Raw genomic sequence first — 14,925 nt, forward strand, 5'->3', positions numbered from 1 at the left:
ATTGGTAATTCGTATTTTTTTTCCGGGATAAATCCGCGTTTCAGCTCTTCTCGTACATTACTTTAATAAAGATATTGAATGTAAAAAGAGTTGTGTCTTTTAATGGTTAACTTGGGAATAGCCTGGTATGTCCTTACCGGGCTTTTTTTATAAAGGTTTTCGCATCACATAATCTTCCATGAGGTAGCCGTTACCGATGTCTGTATTTTTTTCTTTATAAACGCTGAATCCCTGCTTTTCGTAGAACAGTCGGGCTTTATTGAAGCGGTTGACATCCAGCTCCAGGATATCGGCGCCCCGGTTTTTGACCTGTTCTGCCACCTGCAAGAGCAGGAATTTCCCTACGCCTTTGCCCTGATAGGAAAGATCGAGATAGATCTTATGCAGCTTGAAAATATTGCTGGCATCGGTAGTGCTGTAAGAAGCAAAGCCGATGGGCTTTTCGTTGTCCAGCAGGATGAGGAACTGGTGTTTCAGCTCGCTGATCTGGCGTTGTAGCGCCTCGGTACTGTACATCATATCGATCATATACTCGATTTGTTCCGGAGTCAGAATCGACTGGTACGTAGGGCGCCATATTTTTTCGGTAAGGTCCTGTATGACGGGAATATCGCTTACGGTAGCTGCTTTGATCTGGTATGTCATGATGATAAGCTATTGTTTTCGCGAAGAATATTTTCTATAGTTTGTTCGAGGCGGTCGATCGGTGTATAGCCCCTGGCGCAGAGGTAAAGCTGTTTGCCGGTATCGAGGATAGCTGCCGGGAACCCGGTAATACCCCAGTTCTGGATCAACTGGAACTCCTGGTGCGTTTCGTAGCGGTAATGTTCGTCATGCAAACGACTGATGAACTCGTCTTCCGGCAAACTAAATTTCCTTATCAGCGAGCGGTAAGTGGTATCGTGATTGAGGCTATGGCCGTGGAAGTTGAGTGCTACCTGCATATCGTGCGCAAAACTGATGGCGTGCTGGGGTTGGTACTCTTTAAACACTGTCAGCGCAATGGAGGGCTTTTCCGAATCCATGATCTCTTCCGAAGGTAATAGTTTCTCCAGGAAACCCGCGCCGAATTTGGCGCCGGTCAGGTTTTCCACATTCACATGTTCGCGTTGAATGTAAGTATTCATGGCAGAGAACGGATGCCGGTTATCCCCGATAATCATCCCTCCTGAGAGGATATTGAATTCCATATCGCCATTACTGCGTTCCTGCAGTTGTTGAACAACAGGTGTAAAGCCGTAGCACCAGCCACACAACGGGTCGTATATATAGATGAAGCGCATGGGTTTTGACCCAAAGGTAAATAAAACCCGGGTGAGAACCGTTGGTGGTTCCCAGCCCGGTTAGCAGCGTTTATTCCTGTTCCTGGTTGCTGTCGAAATAATGTTCTTCATACAGCTTCTTCGACAGAGCAGTATCTTTTCGTATAGCCTTTATGGATAGGCGGATCGCGAAGATAAGTGTGATGATAGAAGCGCCCATCAAAAGGATATTATTGCCCAGGAAAAGGAAAAAATCGAATGTTCCGTGAAAGAAAACGGCAATGAAGAGTCCTTTATAGAGCAGGCTGGTAGCTTTTTGCGGAATGAATTTGGCGAGGCCGGTATAATATCCCATCAGAATGGCGAAGGTGGCATGTGCCGGTACTGAAAGGAACATACGGGCTACCCCTGTACCGAAGCCATATTTGGCCACGTAGGAGATATTTTCCAGGGTGGCAAATCCCATCCCGATCATAACGGCGTACACGATTCCATCCAGTGGTTCATTGAAGGCCTTTTTGGGGTAGGCGAACAGCACCAGCACGAGGAATTTGGCCAATTCTTCCGAAATGCCCACAATTCCGTATGCGAAAGCAGCGGTGCCGATAATGGTACCATTGTTTTCCCGCATACCGGCAGCCACTGCGAAGGCTTGTATGGCAAGAGGAAGCACCACGCAGGCCATTCCCAGCAGGAAGCTTTTTACCAACAGGCCGGTTGGTTCCCGGTCGTATTTGTCGAGCAGGTAGATAAAAAGACATATCGCGAATCCGGGGGCAACGGCCAGAGCCAGTAGCATCATGGGAGGATATTTTTAGCTTGTTTACGTTGCAGGAGATAGTTATCCAGCATATCAGCGCTATAGCTGCTGAGGTTATTGTTTTTGGTGACACCGCCTTTTTGTGCAGCGAGGGTCCCATAGTACACATCACCGAATCCTTTTATACTGTGGGCATCCGGGTCGATGGAGATCATCACGTTTTTTTCCAGTGCGTACGGAAGCCAGGTCCAGTCGATGTCCAGGCGGCGGGGATGAGCATTGAGCTCAATTACTACATGGCTGGCAGCGCAGGCATCTATGATGGCCTTGTGGTTCACCGGGTAGCCGTTCCGGCTTAGCAGGAGCCGGCCCGTCATGTGGCCAAGTATCGTAGTATGTGGGTTTTGGATGGCTTTCAGGAGCCGGTCCATCGCTTTTTCTTCTGTCATTTTAAGATTGGAATGCACAGATGCGATTACCAGGTCGAATTTAGCCAGTATTTCATCCGGATAATCCAATGAGCCATCGTTGAGAATATCGGCTTCTATGCTCTTGAAAATGCGGAAAGGAGCCAGTTTTTTATTGAGTTCATCGATGACAGCATGTTGTTCCAATACCCGTTCGATCTGCAGGCCGTTTGCATAGAATGCAGAGCGGGAGTGGTCGCTGATAACGAGGTATTCCAGGCCTTTGGCTTTTGCAGCGAGGGCCATTTCTTCGAGGGAAGATTCACCGTCGCTCCAATTGCTATGGGAGTGGATAATGCCTTTGATGTCTTCCGGAACAATCACAACAGGCAATTTATGCTGAGCTGCCAGTGCTATTTCGTTTACGCCTTCTCTCAGGAAGGGCGGGATATAGTCCAGACCGGCAGCGCTGAAGATAGCTTCTTCAGAGGCGGCATCATGAGGGATGGCATGACTGCTATGAAACTTATCTATAAAAGCGCTGGAACCGGTAGTGGTGAATAGTTTGCTATAGAAAGCAGCCGGTTCGCAACTATGGGTAACGATTTTCAGCTTTTCATTGAGCAACCATACCAGGTTATCGGCATTGCTTTCAGAGAGCGTAAAGTCTGGCAGCAGGGAGAGTTGTTCCTGAATAGTATTGGCCGGTGCCGCAATGAGGAGCTCTATTTCATCGATGATAGGGCTATGGCGGCGGAAGGCGCCGGTGAGTGCCACCTGTGCTGGTGCCAATAGTTCCAGCAGCTGTTTTTCCAGGTTTTGCCCGGTTGCAGCCACTTCAGCATACAGGAACCGGTGGCGGTTCGACAGGTAGAATTCTATATTCTGCCGTACGCTTTCCTGGGTTTTCGCCCCGAAGCCCTTCAGGAGTGTGAGCCTGTTTTCGTTACAGGCATACAGCAGTTCTCCCATGGATTCGATTTCGAGTTCTTTCCAGATAGTGGCAATTTTTTTAGGGCCCAGGCCTTTGATTTTCATGATCTCGAGTATGCCGGGCGGGGTGATTTCCACATAGTGGTTGAGGAGCGTAAACTGGCGTGTATCCAGCATTTCCAGGATACTTTTGCCTGTAGATTCCCCGATCCCTTTGATCCGGAAGATCTCTTCCCTGGGTGTATCTTTCAGTTGATTGGGTAGTTTATCTATCGTAAATGCCGCGCTGGCAAAAGATTTAGCCTTAAAGCTATTTTCCCCGTGGATGTCCATAAGTTTAGACAGCAGGGAGAGGTTGTCGGAGATTAAGCTGTTATCCATGAAATAAAATTAAGGATTAGGAATGAAGAATTAAGAAACGGCGGGAAGACATTGATGCATTGTATTGTCGACCGTCAATTTCTTCCCGCCGTTTCTTAATTCTTCATTTCTGATCCTTAATTAAAAAAAAGATCCCGGCGTATAAGCCAGGATCTTTATAACTACATTTTGTAATTCCGATCTTAATTAGCCGGAGCTGGAGGAGTTGAAGGAGCAGCAGCTGCTTTCTTAGCAGGAGCTTTCTTCTTAGGAGCAGCTTTCTTAGCAGCGGCTTTTTTAGGAGCAGCTTTCTTAGCAGCAGCTTTCTTCGGAGCAGCTTTTTTCTTCGGAGCGGCTTTCTTAGCAGCAGCTTTTTTAGGAGCAGCTTTCTTAGCAGCAGCTTTCTTCGGAGCGGCTTTCTTAGCAGCAGCTTTTTTAGGAGCAGCTTTTTTCTTAGCAGCAGCTTTTTTAGGAGCAGCTTTCTTAGCAGCAGCTTTTTTAGGAGCAGCTTTCTTAGCGGCGGCTTTTTTAGGAGCAGCTTTCTTTTTAGGAGCAGCTTTCTTAGCAGCCGCTTTTTTAATTGTTGCCATTGTTTTTTGAATTTGGGTTAGTAAAATAATTGGGTATAAAAAAAAACTTTATGGCTAACACTGATTAGGCTTCCGCCTGAGCAGTGGTATCAAATGCTCTAACAGAAATGTAAGTTTTGTTTTCGCGACCTTTTCTGAATTCAACCACGCCATCTGCAACTGCGAAAATGGTAAAATCTCTACCAATACCTACATTTTTACCAGGATGGTAAACAGTACCTCTTTGACGAACAATAATGTTACCAGAGATAGCTGACTGACCACCGAAGATTTTCACTCCCAGTCTTTTACTTTGGGAGTCGCGGCCGTTCTTTACACTACCTTCACCTTTTTTATGTGCCATTGTATGATTACTTTAAACTTTGTCTAAAAAATACAGCTCAATATAAATTAAGCTATTTCATTGATTTTGATTCTTGTAAAGTGGGTACGGTGACCAACTTTCTTCCTGAAGCCTTTTCTTCTCTTCATTTTGAAAGCGATAACTTTATCACCCTGAACATGAGCCAGAATCTCTGCTTTTACTACTGATTTTACATCAGTGCCTACTGACAGCTTACCACCGTTATCAGTTAACAGTACTTCGGAGAATTCAACTTTATCTCCAATATTTCCCTGTAACTGCTGTACAAAAATTTCCTGGTCTTTTTGTACTTTGAACTGCTGTCCTGCTATTTTTACAACTGCAAACATAATTATCCAAAATATAATTTCCGCAAAAGTAACCTTTTGTTTTCTAATAGACAAAGTTTTTCGGTCTTTTTTAATCCACAATGTATAAACACATGTGGGAGACCGGGTAAAGCTTAATCTTTTCAAAGATACATACTTTCCTGAAATTTAAATAATTTTAACAAATTCCCTATGTAGCTGCGGGCTGCAACATCCACATCTTCATGTTATTTCTCCGTCTGTCAAAATCCCCTATTTTGCGGTGCAAACCAAAGCAAATTTGTATACTTTTGTCGTTTACGGAACTAAAAACAGATAGGATGGGAGTTAATAAAAATAATCCCCATCTTTAATCTATCAATCATAAAATAACAGGCATGAAGTTTAAATCACTGCTGGCCAAACCATTTGCTTCCATTGTCCATAATAAGATAAAGAAGGAAATGACCAGGGCGGTAGAAGATCAGGAGGCTATCCTGCAGGAGCTGATAAAGACAGGCAGAAAGACGGAATTCGGGGCAGATCATAAGTTTAACGGTGTGCAGAACTATGAAGAGTTCAGGCAGGCTGTGCCATTAAGAGACTATGAACAGTTTAAGCCTTATATAGAAAGGATTAAAGAGGGCAAGCAGAACGTACTGTGGAAAGGGCAGCCTATTTATCTGGCTAAGACCTCCGGCACCACCAGTGGCATTAAATATATACCCATTTCGAAGGATTCTGTCAGTAATCACATAGATACTGCCCGTAATGCACTGTTGAATTACATGGGAGAAACCGGCAATACTGCTTTTGCAGACGGGAAGATGATCTTTCTTTCCGGTTCCCCTGAACTGGAGCGGGTGGGCGGAATCCCTACCGGCAGGCTTAGTGGAATTGTGAATCATCATATTCCGCGGTATTTGCGTACGAATCAGCTGCCATCTTATGAAACCAATTGTATTGATGACTGGGAAACGAAGCTGGACAAGATAGTAGACGAAACGCTCAATCAGGATATGACCTTGATCAGCGGGATACCACCATGGGTACAGATGTATTTCGACCGGCTGATGGAGCGTACGGACGGGAAGCGGATCAAAGAGATATTCAAGAATTTTGATGTGCTGGTATATGGCGGTGTGAACTTTGAGCCCTACCGGGCTAAGCTGATGGCGTCGATCGGTGCACCGATACATACCATTGAAACCTTTCCGGCATCAGAAGGTTTCTTTGCTTTCCAGGATACCCAGGATCAGGAAGGACTGCTGCTGAACACTAATTCCGGGATCTTTTATGAATTTATTCCGGCCAATGAGATTTTTAACGAAAATCCTACCCGACTGTCGCTAAAAGACGTGCAAACAGGCGTAAATTACGCTATGATCATCAACAGCAATGCAGGATTGTGGGGCTATAACCTGGGGGATACGGTGAAATTTGTATCCGTAAACCCTTACCGGTTGCTGGTGACAGGCCGTATTAAGCATTTTATATCTGCTTTCGGCGAACATGTGATCGGCGAGGAAGTTGAGTACAGCCTGATGAAGGCGGCTGCTGAGGAAAATGTGCAGATCACAGAGTTTACAGTAGCACCAATGGTACAAACCAATGGCGAACTGCCTTACCACGAATGGTTTGTGGAATTTGAAAACATGCCGGGGAACCTGGCTGCTTTTGCCGAAAAGGTGGATAAGCTGATGAGGGAAAAGAACATTTACTATAATGATTTGCTGACAGGAAATATTTTACAACCCCTAAAAATACGACCGGTAAGAAAACAGGGCTTTATTGACTATATGAAAGCTATTGGAAAACTCGGCGGGCAAAACAAAGTGCCTCGTTTAAGCAATGACAGAAAGCTGGCCGACGAGCTGGCAGCCTATCTGCTGAAATAACCATCAGCCCTTGATTTTATACACAGTTGTACCGATGGTTTCAGACAACTGATTCTTCCTTTTTTGTTAACTTTTAAAAGTAAATCATTGTGATGAACAAACGAAAGATTGCTATCTTCGGATCTACCGGATCCATTGGAATACAGGCGCTGGACGTGATTGCCGCCCATCCTGATTTATTCAGTGTGGAAGTACTGACTGCACAGCAGAATGCGGACCTGCTGATAGAACAGGCCCTGAAGTTCAAGCCGAATGCGGTAGTGATTGGAAATGAAGAGAAGTATAAGGAGGTAAAAGACATCTTATTTGATAAAGGCATCAAGGTTTTTGCGGGCCCTAAAGCGATGGTGGAAGTGGCTACCTGGAGCTCCATTGATATGATGCTGGCTGCCATCATGGGATTTGCCGGCCTGGCGCCCACCTTGGCAGCAATAGAACAGGGAACCCCAGTGGCCCTGGCTAACAAAGAAACGCTGGTAGTAGCGGGAGATATTGTAATGGCTACCGCCCGCAGGAAAAATGTGTCCGTTGTGCCGGTGGATTCTGAGCATTCGGCCATTTTTCAATGCCTGCAGGGAGAGCCTTTCAGCAAGGTGGAAAAAGTGATCCTCACCGCTTCAGGCGGGCCGTTCCTCGGTAAAAAGCCCAATTTCCTCATTAACGTAAAGAAAGATCATGCCCTGCAGCATCCTAACTGGAGCATGGGTGCTAAAATAACGATCGATTCTGCCACCCTGATGAACAAAGGGCTGGAGATGATCGAAGCCCGGTGGTTGTTTGGCCTGGCTCCGGAAAGTATAGAAGTGGTGGTGCATCCGCAATCCGTCATTCATTCCATGGTGCAGTTTGTGGATGGCTCCCTGAAAGCGCAGATGGGCCTGCCCGATATGAAGCTGCCCATACAATATGCTTTGGGATATCCCGATCGTATTCAGAACGATTTTCCGAGATTATCGTTCCGTAATTATCCGACCCTAACCTTCGAGCAGCCCGATACCAAAACATTCCGGAACCTGGCTATTGCGATGGAGTCGATGCACAAAGGAGGAAACGCCGCCTGTGTGATGAATGCCGCCAATGAAGAAGTGGTGAACGCATTCCTGAAAAACAGGATTGGCTTCCTGCAAATGACTGAGGTGATAGAAGAAACGCTGGTAAAAGTGCCGTTTATAGCTGCCCCGACATTGCATGATTATTACGAGTGCGATAATGCTGCACGTGAACATGCTGCATCCCTTATCAATGCGATAGTTATATAAATTGCCATTAAAAATTAACAAAGAGTTTTGCCGGAATATGTATTAAAACAGATATATTGGGCAGATTAAAGCAGAAACAATTAAATGACAACAGAGGTTATATTGGTGAAAGCCGCGCAGTTAATACTGTCTCTTTCTATTTTGGTAGTGTTGCATGAGTTAGGCCACTTTATCCCGGCCAAGCTGTTTAAGACCAGGGTGGAGAAATTTTATTTATTCTTTGATCCATGGTTTTCCCTCTTCAAATTCAAAAAAGGCGAAACGGAGTATGGAGTTGGCTGGTTGCCATTAGGCGGCTATGTGAAGATATCCGGCATGATAGATGAAAGCATGGACCGGGAACAGATGGCCAAGCCTCCCCAGCCCTGGGAGTTCCGGTCTAAACCCACCTGGCAGCGACTGATCATTATGATTGGGGGCGTAACGGTGAATATTCTGCTGGCATTTTTTATTTACGCCATGACATTGTGGGTTTGGGGAGATACCTACCTTCCCAATGCTTCCGTGAAATACGGTGTGGTAACAGATTCGCTGGCCCGCAGTATTGGTATGCAGGATGGAGATAAGATTGTGGCGATTGATCACCGTCCGGTTGAGAAGTTTGAATCTATAGCAAAGAATATACTGTTGCATGAGGCAAAGAGTATACAGGTGAACCGTGAAGGAAAAGAGCTGAACCTGACGGTGCCAGAAGGTTTTGGTAACGCCCTGCTGAAGCAGAGAGGCGCATTTGTGATGCCGCGTATGCCTTATATCGCCGACAGCACCCGTGCTGGCAGTGCCGCTGCTAAAGTAGGCGTGCAGTCCGGCGACCGGCTGATTGCTATCAATGGGATGGACGTACCTTTTTACGACCAGTTTGCCAAAGAAATCAAGAAACATAAGAGTGAAGATGTAATTGTGAGTGTAGTCAGGGGAAAAGATACCCTTAACCTGGCCGCTAAGCTCAGTGAAAAAGGCGAGTTTGGCGTATATCCGCGCCTGATGCTGAATCTGGATACTACGAAGTATACCTTTTTACAGGCACTTCCGGCCGGGGTAAGTGAAAGCGTTGACAAGCTGGTATCCTACGTGCAACAGCTGCGCCTGATCTTTGTTTCCAAAGAAGTTAAAGTAACTGAATCTGTTGGCGGCTTTATGACTATAGGCAACCTGTTCCCCGAAATGTGGGACTGGCGGGTGTTCTGGGAGATGACCGCATTTTTATCGATCGTACTGGCATTTATGAATATACTCCCCATTCCGGGGCTTGATGGCGGGCACGTATTGTTCCTGCTGTACGAGATCGTTACCGGCCGTAAGCCTAACGAAAAGTTCATGGAATATGCCCAGATTGCCGGGATGCTGATCCTGCTCAGTTTGTTGCTGTTTGCCAATGGCCTGGATCTATGGCGAAACCTGCTCAAGAAATTCTTCTAAAACGTTCACTGGCATTTGATTATCAAATGCCAGTTTTTTTTCCTATCTTTGTAAGCTAACAGTTACCGGGGTTGCCTGGTTTTGACAGCATAGATCTTTGAAAGTGTAAGCATGCCGTGCGTTGGATAATTAGCACGTTAATCTGAATATTCAAACTTCAAATGGCGAATCTAACTACGCCATGGCTGCCTAATCAGAGATTAGACATCCATTATAGCCGCCCGGAGTTGTCGCCTTATGCGACTCCCGCCGCTGAATCATCAAACCCATAGGGATAGGTAATCATGGTTTCTGTGAGTGATTATTGAAACGCAAACGGATAAGAACGAGGTTGGTTTGTTGCGCCCCTGCTGAGTTCCGACATTTCAATGCGTAAATAAGCATGTAGAAAGCTTTCGGCGATTATGTTTGGACGCGGGTTCGATTCCCGCCAGCTCCACGAGAGAAAGCCTCAACGAATGTTGAGGCTTTGTTATTTTTAGCTAGAACTTGCGCCCAGAGTTCGGATCAAGTCTATGTTATATAATAGTACTCTTCTCTTAACACATCGGGTGATATCTCCATACACATATAATTCGCATTAGCATCTGCCGGAATAATAATTACCCCAAAATTGGCGTGTTGACGATTAGCCATCAATATCACATATTCAAATGATTCTTGTTTTAGAGCACGGGGCTGCAAATCTTTTATATTTTTACGCCTAATGTACTCATCTGCATGCTTTCTTGAAATAAACAAGAAGATAATATTTCTATTATTATGATTATTTATCTCATAACTTCCGGTTAATTCACCATGTAAATTAACTTCCATAAGAATATAAAATGGCTCTCCTCTTTGTTTAGAGTCAGGTAAAAACGTTTTCTTTAATTGCAAAGCTATCAGCTGAAAAAAATTTGGTAGCTCATCAATGTGCAGAGTAATTATTCCACTTTCCTTTGCTAATGCAGCGGCTCCTTTTTGAAAACCTGACACGGAAACAATCACTCCGATAAGATTGTTCACCTTTCTTATTTTTGATTCAAACTCATGCACTCTACCTTTATCAACCGGAGCATTTGTATTTTTGCATTCAATAGCAACCCTATGCCGAACTCCAGCTTTTGTAAACTCGTAATAGATATCAAATTCATTCGTATAACTACCTACCCGAATTTTAGCATTCTTTGTAACTACAATTTCATCCGTATAGGCAATATCCATGTTAAGCATCATATCGTAGATACGATGAACATAATCTTCGAAATCCCTCCCCTTATTATTTGTATTTTTCTGAAAAAACATTTTCTTTTTTGTTTCTCTATTTAGCTCTACTCTACAAGCTACACTCCTTTATTACTCCACTACTTCTTGTTTTTCGCAGATTTTGTTGAATGTAACTTTTTAATCTCTTTAATGTCAGCCAAATCCTGTTTTCTGCCAGACGCTTTCTTATTCTTCAAAAAATCGGATAGCCCTATATAACAGATCACTAAATCATCTTCTGCCTGAAGGCTTTGCATATGAATAGCAGCTTCATCAAATGTCACTCCATCAATACTATTCAAGATATCTATTCGCAGAGGAGGATAACCTATTTGAGTGATATAACCAGCTTCCAGAAAATCACCCTTTTGCAAGCCTAATGATGACAAACCGAATTCCCTGATAACTATCAAAAGCCGCTCGGCATTTTCTTCTGAAACTTTAATCCAGATATCAAGATCTCCAGTATGACGTGGCTTACCATGCAGGGCAAGTGCATACCCCCCCACCACCATATATTTCACTTCATGCTTATTCAACAATTTTATAAAATCTTCAAAATCCTTCTCTAATATCATGCCTTTAGTTTTTTTCTAACCATTTTGGTTTTATCCAACACCCTTCCTTTACCCAGCGATTGCCTTACTATGAAAGCGGCAGCAGATAATCTCTCAAAAGGAGTTTTGGACAACCAATAATTTACATCATGAACATAATCTTCTGCTTCTTTAAGAGCAACCCTACGTACAACTGGTATTATTTTTCTTGCAGATGCCATATCTGCCTTAGGCCTTAAATACACCTCTTTTCTTTCTACCCGCACTATTGCATTTTCATAAGCAATTTTGTCCTTGCTTAGGTAATTACTAAGAGTATTGTAATTGTACTCACTGTAACTGATACAAAAGTTTTTAAGGCTGGAAAAAACTTCAAATGGATTTTCAGGCCTGTTTTTCCAGTAAACTATAACTACACGCTTATTAAGGGAATCTGATGTTTTCATAATTCGAATTTAACAAATATAAACCACATATTAGTCACGGTATTAAAACTAATAAAGCGATTTTTGTCTTAAAAAGACAGATCTATCCATTGACAAGAACATTCAATGAATGGCAGATTGCCTCAAAATCCTCCAAAAAGTTCGATATTTTCCCGCTTCCCTCCACCCAACAGGACAAATTGAAATCATCTTCAGTTTGTCCTGTTTTATTTTGGCTGAAAGCCTCGGCCAGCGTATATAGTGTATGGATATAGAATAGTTACCAGGGAAAAGGGCTATTTGCCATACTCTGGTTCCGGATAACCGCTGGGTATGTAGCGTATCGTACCACTTTTCTGGTACCAATTACCCAAACCAGATAGCATCTGCTTCATATGGAAAATATATTGGTGTGCCACATCATTGTGAATACCAAATTCCGGAAGATTGGCCTCTATTGCCACAACTTCTGCTACATATGCATCATGCATGCGCAGCACTTCCGCACAGGATTCTTCCAGGGATATCTTATTGTAATGCCGTAATACTAATATGGCATTAATGACTTCAATTCCCCTACTCAGCTCTCTTTCTAATGATACCAGATCATTCTGAAGTCCAAACGCACGATAGATATTTCTGCGGATGTTCTGGATCATCGGATGTCTGAAAATATCTACCGGGACGCTGATCCTGAAAGCCGGTTCTATCATGCAAAAATAAGGACCCATGCCAATGGCATACTCACGCAGGGACAACACATGCTGCAGGGGAGGGAAAATTTTGCCACCGGCCAGTTTATAGGGCGTTTCTTCTATCAGCCCATAGGTTGTATAGTCATAAAATTCCTGGGCCATCCGCTCAAACCAGAAAGCAGGCATTCCTGTATCTCTGACCTCACTCATGCTTTTGGCCGCCTGGTGAAACAAGCCGATATCATCAGGATTGGGTTGTTTGCCCAATACGATCTCTACCAAATGATCTCTATAGGCTTTGGCCTTGTCTACAGGGCAAAGTTCAAAGTAATCATCGAACACAGTATGGTAATTCAGATACCGGCTAACCATTAGAAGACTCTTTCGATCACTGAGAGCAGGCACCATCCAGGCTGAGCACTTTGCCAGTATGTGTCCTTTATATTTTTCTCTTGTCTCCTTCGATAAAAATGTATACTCTGAATCATACCACTCTTTCTCTTCGGGGAAATCGCTTTCTGCAAACGGAGAAGTAAGCGTTGGCCATGGGTACTGCGGAACGGGAACTTCAGATTGTTTCATATTGGGTCATTTATTTATTATAGATAAACAGAATCAAGCGGAAATACCTCCTTCAACAAGTCTGTATTGGGATTTTAGTACCAGGAAGAGGTATACCCGAAAATACTGCATCAAACTGCAATACCAGTACAGTAGTGTTTTTAATAAAATTTAAATCGAAAGAAAATGACAAAAAAGCATATTATTTATATCAACAGATTAACTCAGAAAGAAATTTCAAATCTTCCAAAAATTGGTTCGAAAAGTTTCCTGTCTGATGCACGGGTGTATTATCTTAAAGCCGCTGTAATAGCGGCTTTTTTGTTGATAGCAAAGAGGTTTTCATTGCCTTATTATTGCAAATTGAGCTTCAATGAAATCCGGCAAAGGCTTCAAAATATCGCTACAGGAAATGTCCGTTTAAACAAATCTTCCATCGTCACTTCCTGCTGAACTAATGCCGTCTTATACTGATTATCCTTTACTCCATAGGTCGTTACCATGGTTAAAAATAAGGTTTTGGAGGTGTTGGTTTTATCCCGAAAATTGGTGAGTTTACGCTGTAGTTCTGCAGCATAAGATTTATCGACCGTAAATGTCGTGTTTGAAAATTTCATTTCACAGATGTTAATACAACCGTCCTGCCGGTCGAGTAACAAATCTATCTGCGCAGTATTGGATCGCCAGGCGGATGCTTCCGTATAGATGCCGGAAATGCCCAGCGCCTGTTTGATTTGCAGAGAGTGTTTCTGGCAAATGCCTTCAAACGCCATCCCACTCCAGCTCCTCCAGGATGGAGAAGAAGATCGCCTGATCCAGGTGCCCGGGCCGGTTGCCCTCGAATGTTCAATGAACCTAAGGTAGAACAGGCTGTATTCGTCAACCAGTTTATAGATGAGATCTTTTGAATTTTTTCCAAACGGCAGATAAGTTCCCACGAAGCCTGACTGGACAAGCTCTTCTAATAGTCTGGTAGTGGTGCCGCCACTTTGCAGACCAGCTTCTTGTATAATCTCATTGCGTGTAAGGCCGGCTGCCTTCGTCGCCAATGCCTTTACAACCGAAACGTGGCGTTCTGCCATTTCGAATAAGGAATTATACAGGTTCATAAATTCAGTAGTAAGCAGACCATCTTTGGTAAAGCACAGCCGGTCAATGACCTGGGTGGCGCTTTCTCCTTTTCTGATTTCCTTTAAATAATGGGGGATGCCGCCCAGTGCCATGTAGATCTGGAGCATCTGGTAATGGTCCAGATTCACGAAAAGGCTTTTCAGGTAGGAAGATGTCTCCTGCAGGTTGAAGGGCAGAAGGCGTATTCTCCTGGTGATTCGGTTATGAAGCCCTCCCTTATTGTTTACTACGCGCTGGATCATCCAGGAAGCTGCTGAGCCACAAATGACTATTACCAAACCTGCCTGCCTGGATCCCCAGGAATTCCAGAAGTATTCAAATGCAGGCAGGAAGCCAGACTTGGGGGAACTCAGCCAGGGAAATTCATCAAAGAAGATGGCTGTTTTTTGTTTTTTGAGCCTGGGAGCAACTAACTGAGTCAGTAATAGAAACGCTTCAGTCCAGTTTTTGGGTATCGCTGGCAGTATTGGCGTATTTAACGTAATGGCAATCGCATTTCGAAAATTTTCGAGTTGTTCTTTGACTGAAGCATTATGCACGCCAGAGAATTCATAGAGTATCCGATCCTGGTAAACCTGGCGAACCAGAAAGGTTTTGCCAACTCTTCTCCGCCCGTATATGGCTATCAACTCGGCTCCGGAAGAGGAAAGTGCTTCCTGTAATATTTTTTTTTCATCTTCTCTGCCAATTAGTTTTTCCATAGTCGTATGTTTTTCGAAGATAGTTTTGGCTGGCTATCAAAATCGATACGCAGCCAAAACTACTCAAA

General features: G+C 43.9%; 15 protein-coding genes and 1 other RNA gene. 4 read left to right on the forward strand and 12 right to left on the reverse strand.

Features of this window, described 5'->3' with window-relative positions:
* Positions 1-147 precede the first annotated feature (147 nt).
* The 7 genes from UNH61_RS03405 to rplU all read right to left on the reverse strand — a co-directional run bounded on the left by UNH61_RS03405 (position 148) and on the right by rplU (position 5,059).
* On the reverse strand, positions 148-645 hold the full coding sequence (locus tag UNH61_RS03405) for a GNAT family N-acetyltransferase (RefSeq protein ID WP_326990708.1): 498 nt from the start codon (positions 643-645) through the stop codon (positions 148-150).
* Positions 642-1,283 (reverse strand): DsbA family protein, encoded by a 642-nt coding sequence (locus tag UNH61_RS03410; RefSeq protein WP_326990709.1) that lies wholly within the window; start codon positions 1,281-1,283, stop codon positions 642-644. Before UNH61_RS03410 ends, UNH61_RS03405 begins: the two co-directional genes overlap by 4 nt.
* Before the next feature lie 70 nt (positions 1,284-1,353).
* Positions 1,354-2,064, reverse strand: coding sequence for a PrsW family glutamic-type intramembrane protease (locus UNH61_RS03415; RefSeq protein ID WP_326990710.1), 711 nt, complete (start codon positions 2,062-2,064; stop codon positions 1,354-1,356).
* Positions 2,061-3,743 (reverse strand): helix-hairpin-helix domain-containing protein, encoded by a 1,683-nt coding sequence (locus UNH61_RS03420; RefSeq protein ID WP_326990711.1) that lies wholly within the window; start codon positions 3,741-3,743, stop codon positions 2,061-2,063. The genes UNH61_RS03415 and UNH61_RS03420 overlap by 4 nt, the downstream gene beginning before the upstream one ends.
* A gap of 182 nt (positions 3,744-3,925) precedes the next feature.
* Positions 3,926-4,312, reverse strand: coding sequence for a hypothetical protein (locus UNH61_RS03425; protein ID WP_326990712.1), 387 nt, complete (start codon positions 4,310-4,312; stop codon positions 3,926-3,928).
* 64 nt (positions 4,313-4,376) lie between these two features.
* A complete protein-coding gene (rpmA, locus tag UNH61_RS03430) occupies positions 4,377-4,655 on the reverse strand; it encodes a 50S ribosomal protein L27 (protein ID WP_326990713.1) in 279 nt (92 codons plus the stop codon).
* A 47-nt stretch (positions 4,656-4,702) separates the two neighbouring features.
* Complete coding sequence (rplU, locus tag UNH61_RS03435; RefSeq protein ID WP_326990714.1) at positions 4,703-5,059, reverse strand: 50S ribosomal protein L21; 357 nt, start codon at positions 5,057-5,059, stop codon at positions 4,703-4,705.
* Between the two features lie 302 nt (positions 5,060-5,361).
* Between rplU and UNH61_RS03440 the strand changes: the two genes are divergently transcribed.
* From UNH61_RS03440 to ssrA, 4 genes are all read left to right on the forward strand, one after another.
* A complete protein-coding gene (locus UNH61_RS03440) occupies positions 5,362-6,861 on the forward strand; it encodes a GH3 auxin-responsive promoter family protein (RefSeq protein ID WP_326990715.1) in 1,500 nt (499 codons plus the stop codon).
* 92 nt (positions 6,862-6,953) lie between these two features.
* Positions 6,954-8,120 carry a 1-deoxy-D-xylulose-5-phosphate reductoisomerase gene (locus tag UNH61_RS03445; protein WP_326990716.1) on the forward strand — a complete coding sequence of 389 codons (1,167 nt, stop codon included), beginning with the start codon at positions 6,954-6,956 and terminating at the stop codon, positions 8,118-8,120.
* A gap of 84 nt (positions 8,121-8,204) precedes the next feature.
* Positions 8,205-9,539 carry an RIP metalloprotease RseP gene (gene rseP, locus UNH61_RS03450; RefSeq protein WP_326990717.1) on the forward strand — a complete coding sequence of 445 codons (1,335 nt, stop codon included), beginning with the start codon at positions 8,205-8,207 and terminating at the stop codon, positions 9,537-9,539.
* Positions 9,540-9,606: 67 nt separating this feature from the next.
* Positions 9,607-9,981: a transfer-messenger RNA gene (ssrA, locus tag UNH61_RS03455) on the forward strand.
* A 71-nt stretch (positions 9,982-10,052) separates the two neighbouring features.
* On the opposite strand, the gene UNH61_RS03460 is transcribed toward ssrA, so the two are convergent.
* From UNH61_RS03460 to UNH61_RS03480, 5 genes are all read right to left on the reverse strand, one after another.
* On the reverse strand, positions 10,053-10,826 hold the full coding sequence (locus UNH61_RS03460; protein WP_326990718.1) for a restriction endonuclease: 774 nt from the start codon (positions 10,824-10,826) through the stop codon (positions 10,053-10,055).
* 59 nt (positions 10,827-10,885) lie between these two features.
* Positions 10,886-11,365, reverse strand: a complete 480-nt coding sequence (locus UNH61_RS03465; RefSeq protein ID WP_326990719.1) for a nucleotidyltransferase — start codon at positions 11,363-11,365, stop codon at positions 10,886-10,888.
* Positions 11,362-11,790, reverse strand: a complete 429-nt coding sequence (locus UNH61_RS03470; protein ID WP_326990720.1) for a hypothetical protein — start codon at positions 11,788-11,790, stop codon at positions 11,362-11,364. Before UNH61_RS03470 ends, UNH61_RS03465 begins: the two co-directional genes overlap by 4 nt.
* Positions 11,791-12,065: 275 nt before the next feature.
* Positions 12,066-13,046, reverse strand: a complete 981-nt coding sequence (locus tag UNH61_RS03475) for a hypothetical protein (protein WP_326990721.1) — start codon at positions 13,044-13,046, stop codon at positions 12,066-12,068.
* A 371-nt stretch (positions 13,047-13,417) separates the two neighbouring features.
* On the reverse strand, positions 13,418-14,857 hold the full coding sequence (locus UNH61_RS03480) for an ATP-binding protein (RefSeq protein WP_326990722.1): 1,440 nt from the start codon (positions 14,855-14,857) through the stop codon (positions 13,418-13,420).
* Between the last annotated feature and the right edge of the window lie 68 nt (positions 14,858-14,925).

Source organism: Chitinophaga sp. 180180018-3, assembly GCF_037893185.1.
Taxonomy (GTDB): Bacteria; Bacteroidota; Bacteroidia; order Chitinophagales; family Chitinophagaceae; genus Chitinophaga.

Coding starts and splice junctions, on each gene's coding strand:
- UNH61_RS03405 (WP_326990708.1), bottom strand. CDS start 645: ATGACATACCAGATCAAAGCAGCTACCGTAAGCGATATTCCCGTCATA.
- UNH61_RS03410 (WP_326990709.1), bottom strand. CDS start 1,283: ATGCGCTTCATCTATATATACGACCCGTTGTGTGGCTGGTGCTACGGC.
- UNH61_RS03415 (WP_326990710.1), bottom strand. CDS start 2,064: ATGATGCTACTGGCTCTGGCCGTTGCCCCCGGATTCGCGATATGTCTT.
- UNH61_RS03420 (WP_326990711.1), bottom strand. CDS start 3,743: ATGGATAACAGCTTAATCTCCGACAACCTCTCCCTGCTGTCTAAACTT.
- UNH61_RS03425 (WP_326990712.1), bottom strand. CDS start 4,312: ATGGCAACAATTAAAAAAGCGGCTGCTAAGAAAGCTGCTCCTAAAAAG.
- rpmA (WP_326990713.1), bottom strand. CDS start 4,655: ATGGCACATAAAAAAGGTGAAGGTAGTGTAAAGAACGGCCGCGACTCC.
- UNH61_RS03440 (WP_326990715.1), top strand. CDS start 5,362: ATGAAGTTTAAATCACTGCTGGCCAAACCATTTGCTTCCATTGTCCAT.
- UNH61_RS03445 (WP_326990716.1), top strand. CDS start 6,954: ATGAACAAACGAAAGATTGCTATCTTCGGATCTACCGGATCCATTGGA.
- rseP (WP_326990717.1), top strand. CDS start 8,205: ATGACAACAGAGGTTATATTGGTGAAAGCCGCGCAGTTAATACTGTCT.
- UNH61_RS03460 (WP_326990718.1), bottom strand. CDS start 10,826: ATGTTTTTTCAGAAAAATACAAATAATAAGGGGAGGGATTTCGAAGAT.
- UNH61_RS03465 (WP_326990719.1), bottom strand. CDS start 11,365: ATGATATTAGAGAAGGATTTTGAAGATTTTATAAAATTGTTGAATAAG.
- UNH61_RS03470 (WP_326990720.1), bottom strand. CDS start 11,790: ATGAAAACATCAGATTCCCTTAATAAGCGTGTAGTTATAGTTTACTGG.
- UNH61_RS03475 (WP_326990721.1), bottom strand. CDS start 13,046: ATGAAACAATCTGAAGTTCCCGTTCCGCAGTACCCATGGCCAACGCTT.
- UNH61_RS03480 (WP_326990722.1), bottom strand. CDS start 14,857: ATGGAAAAACTAATTGGCAGAGAAGATGAAAAAAAAATATTACAGGAA.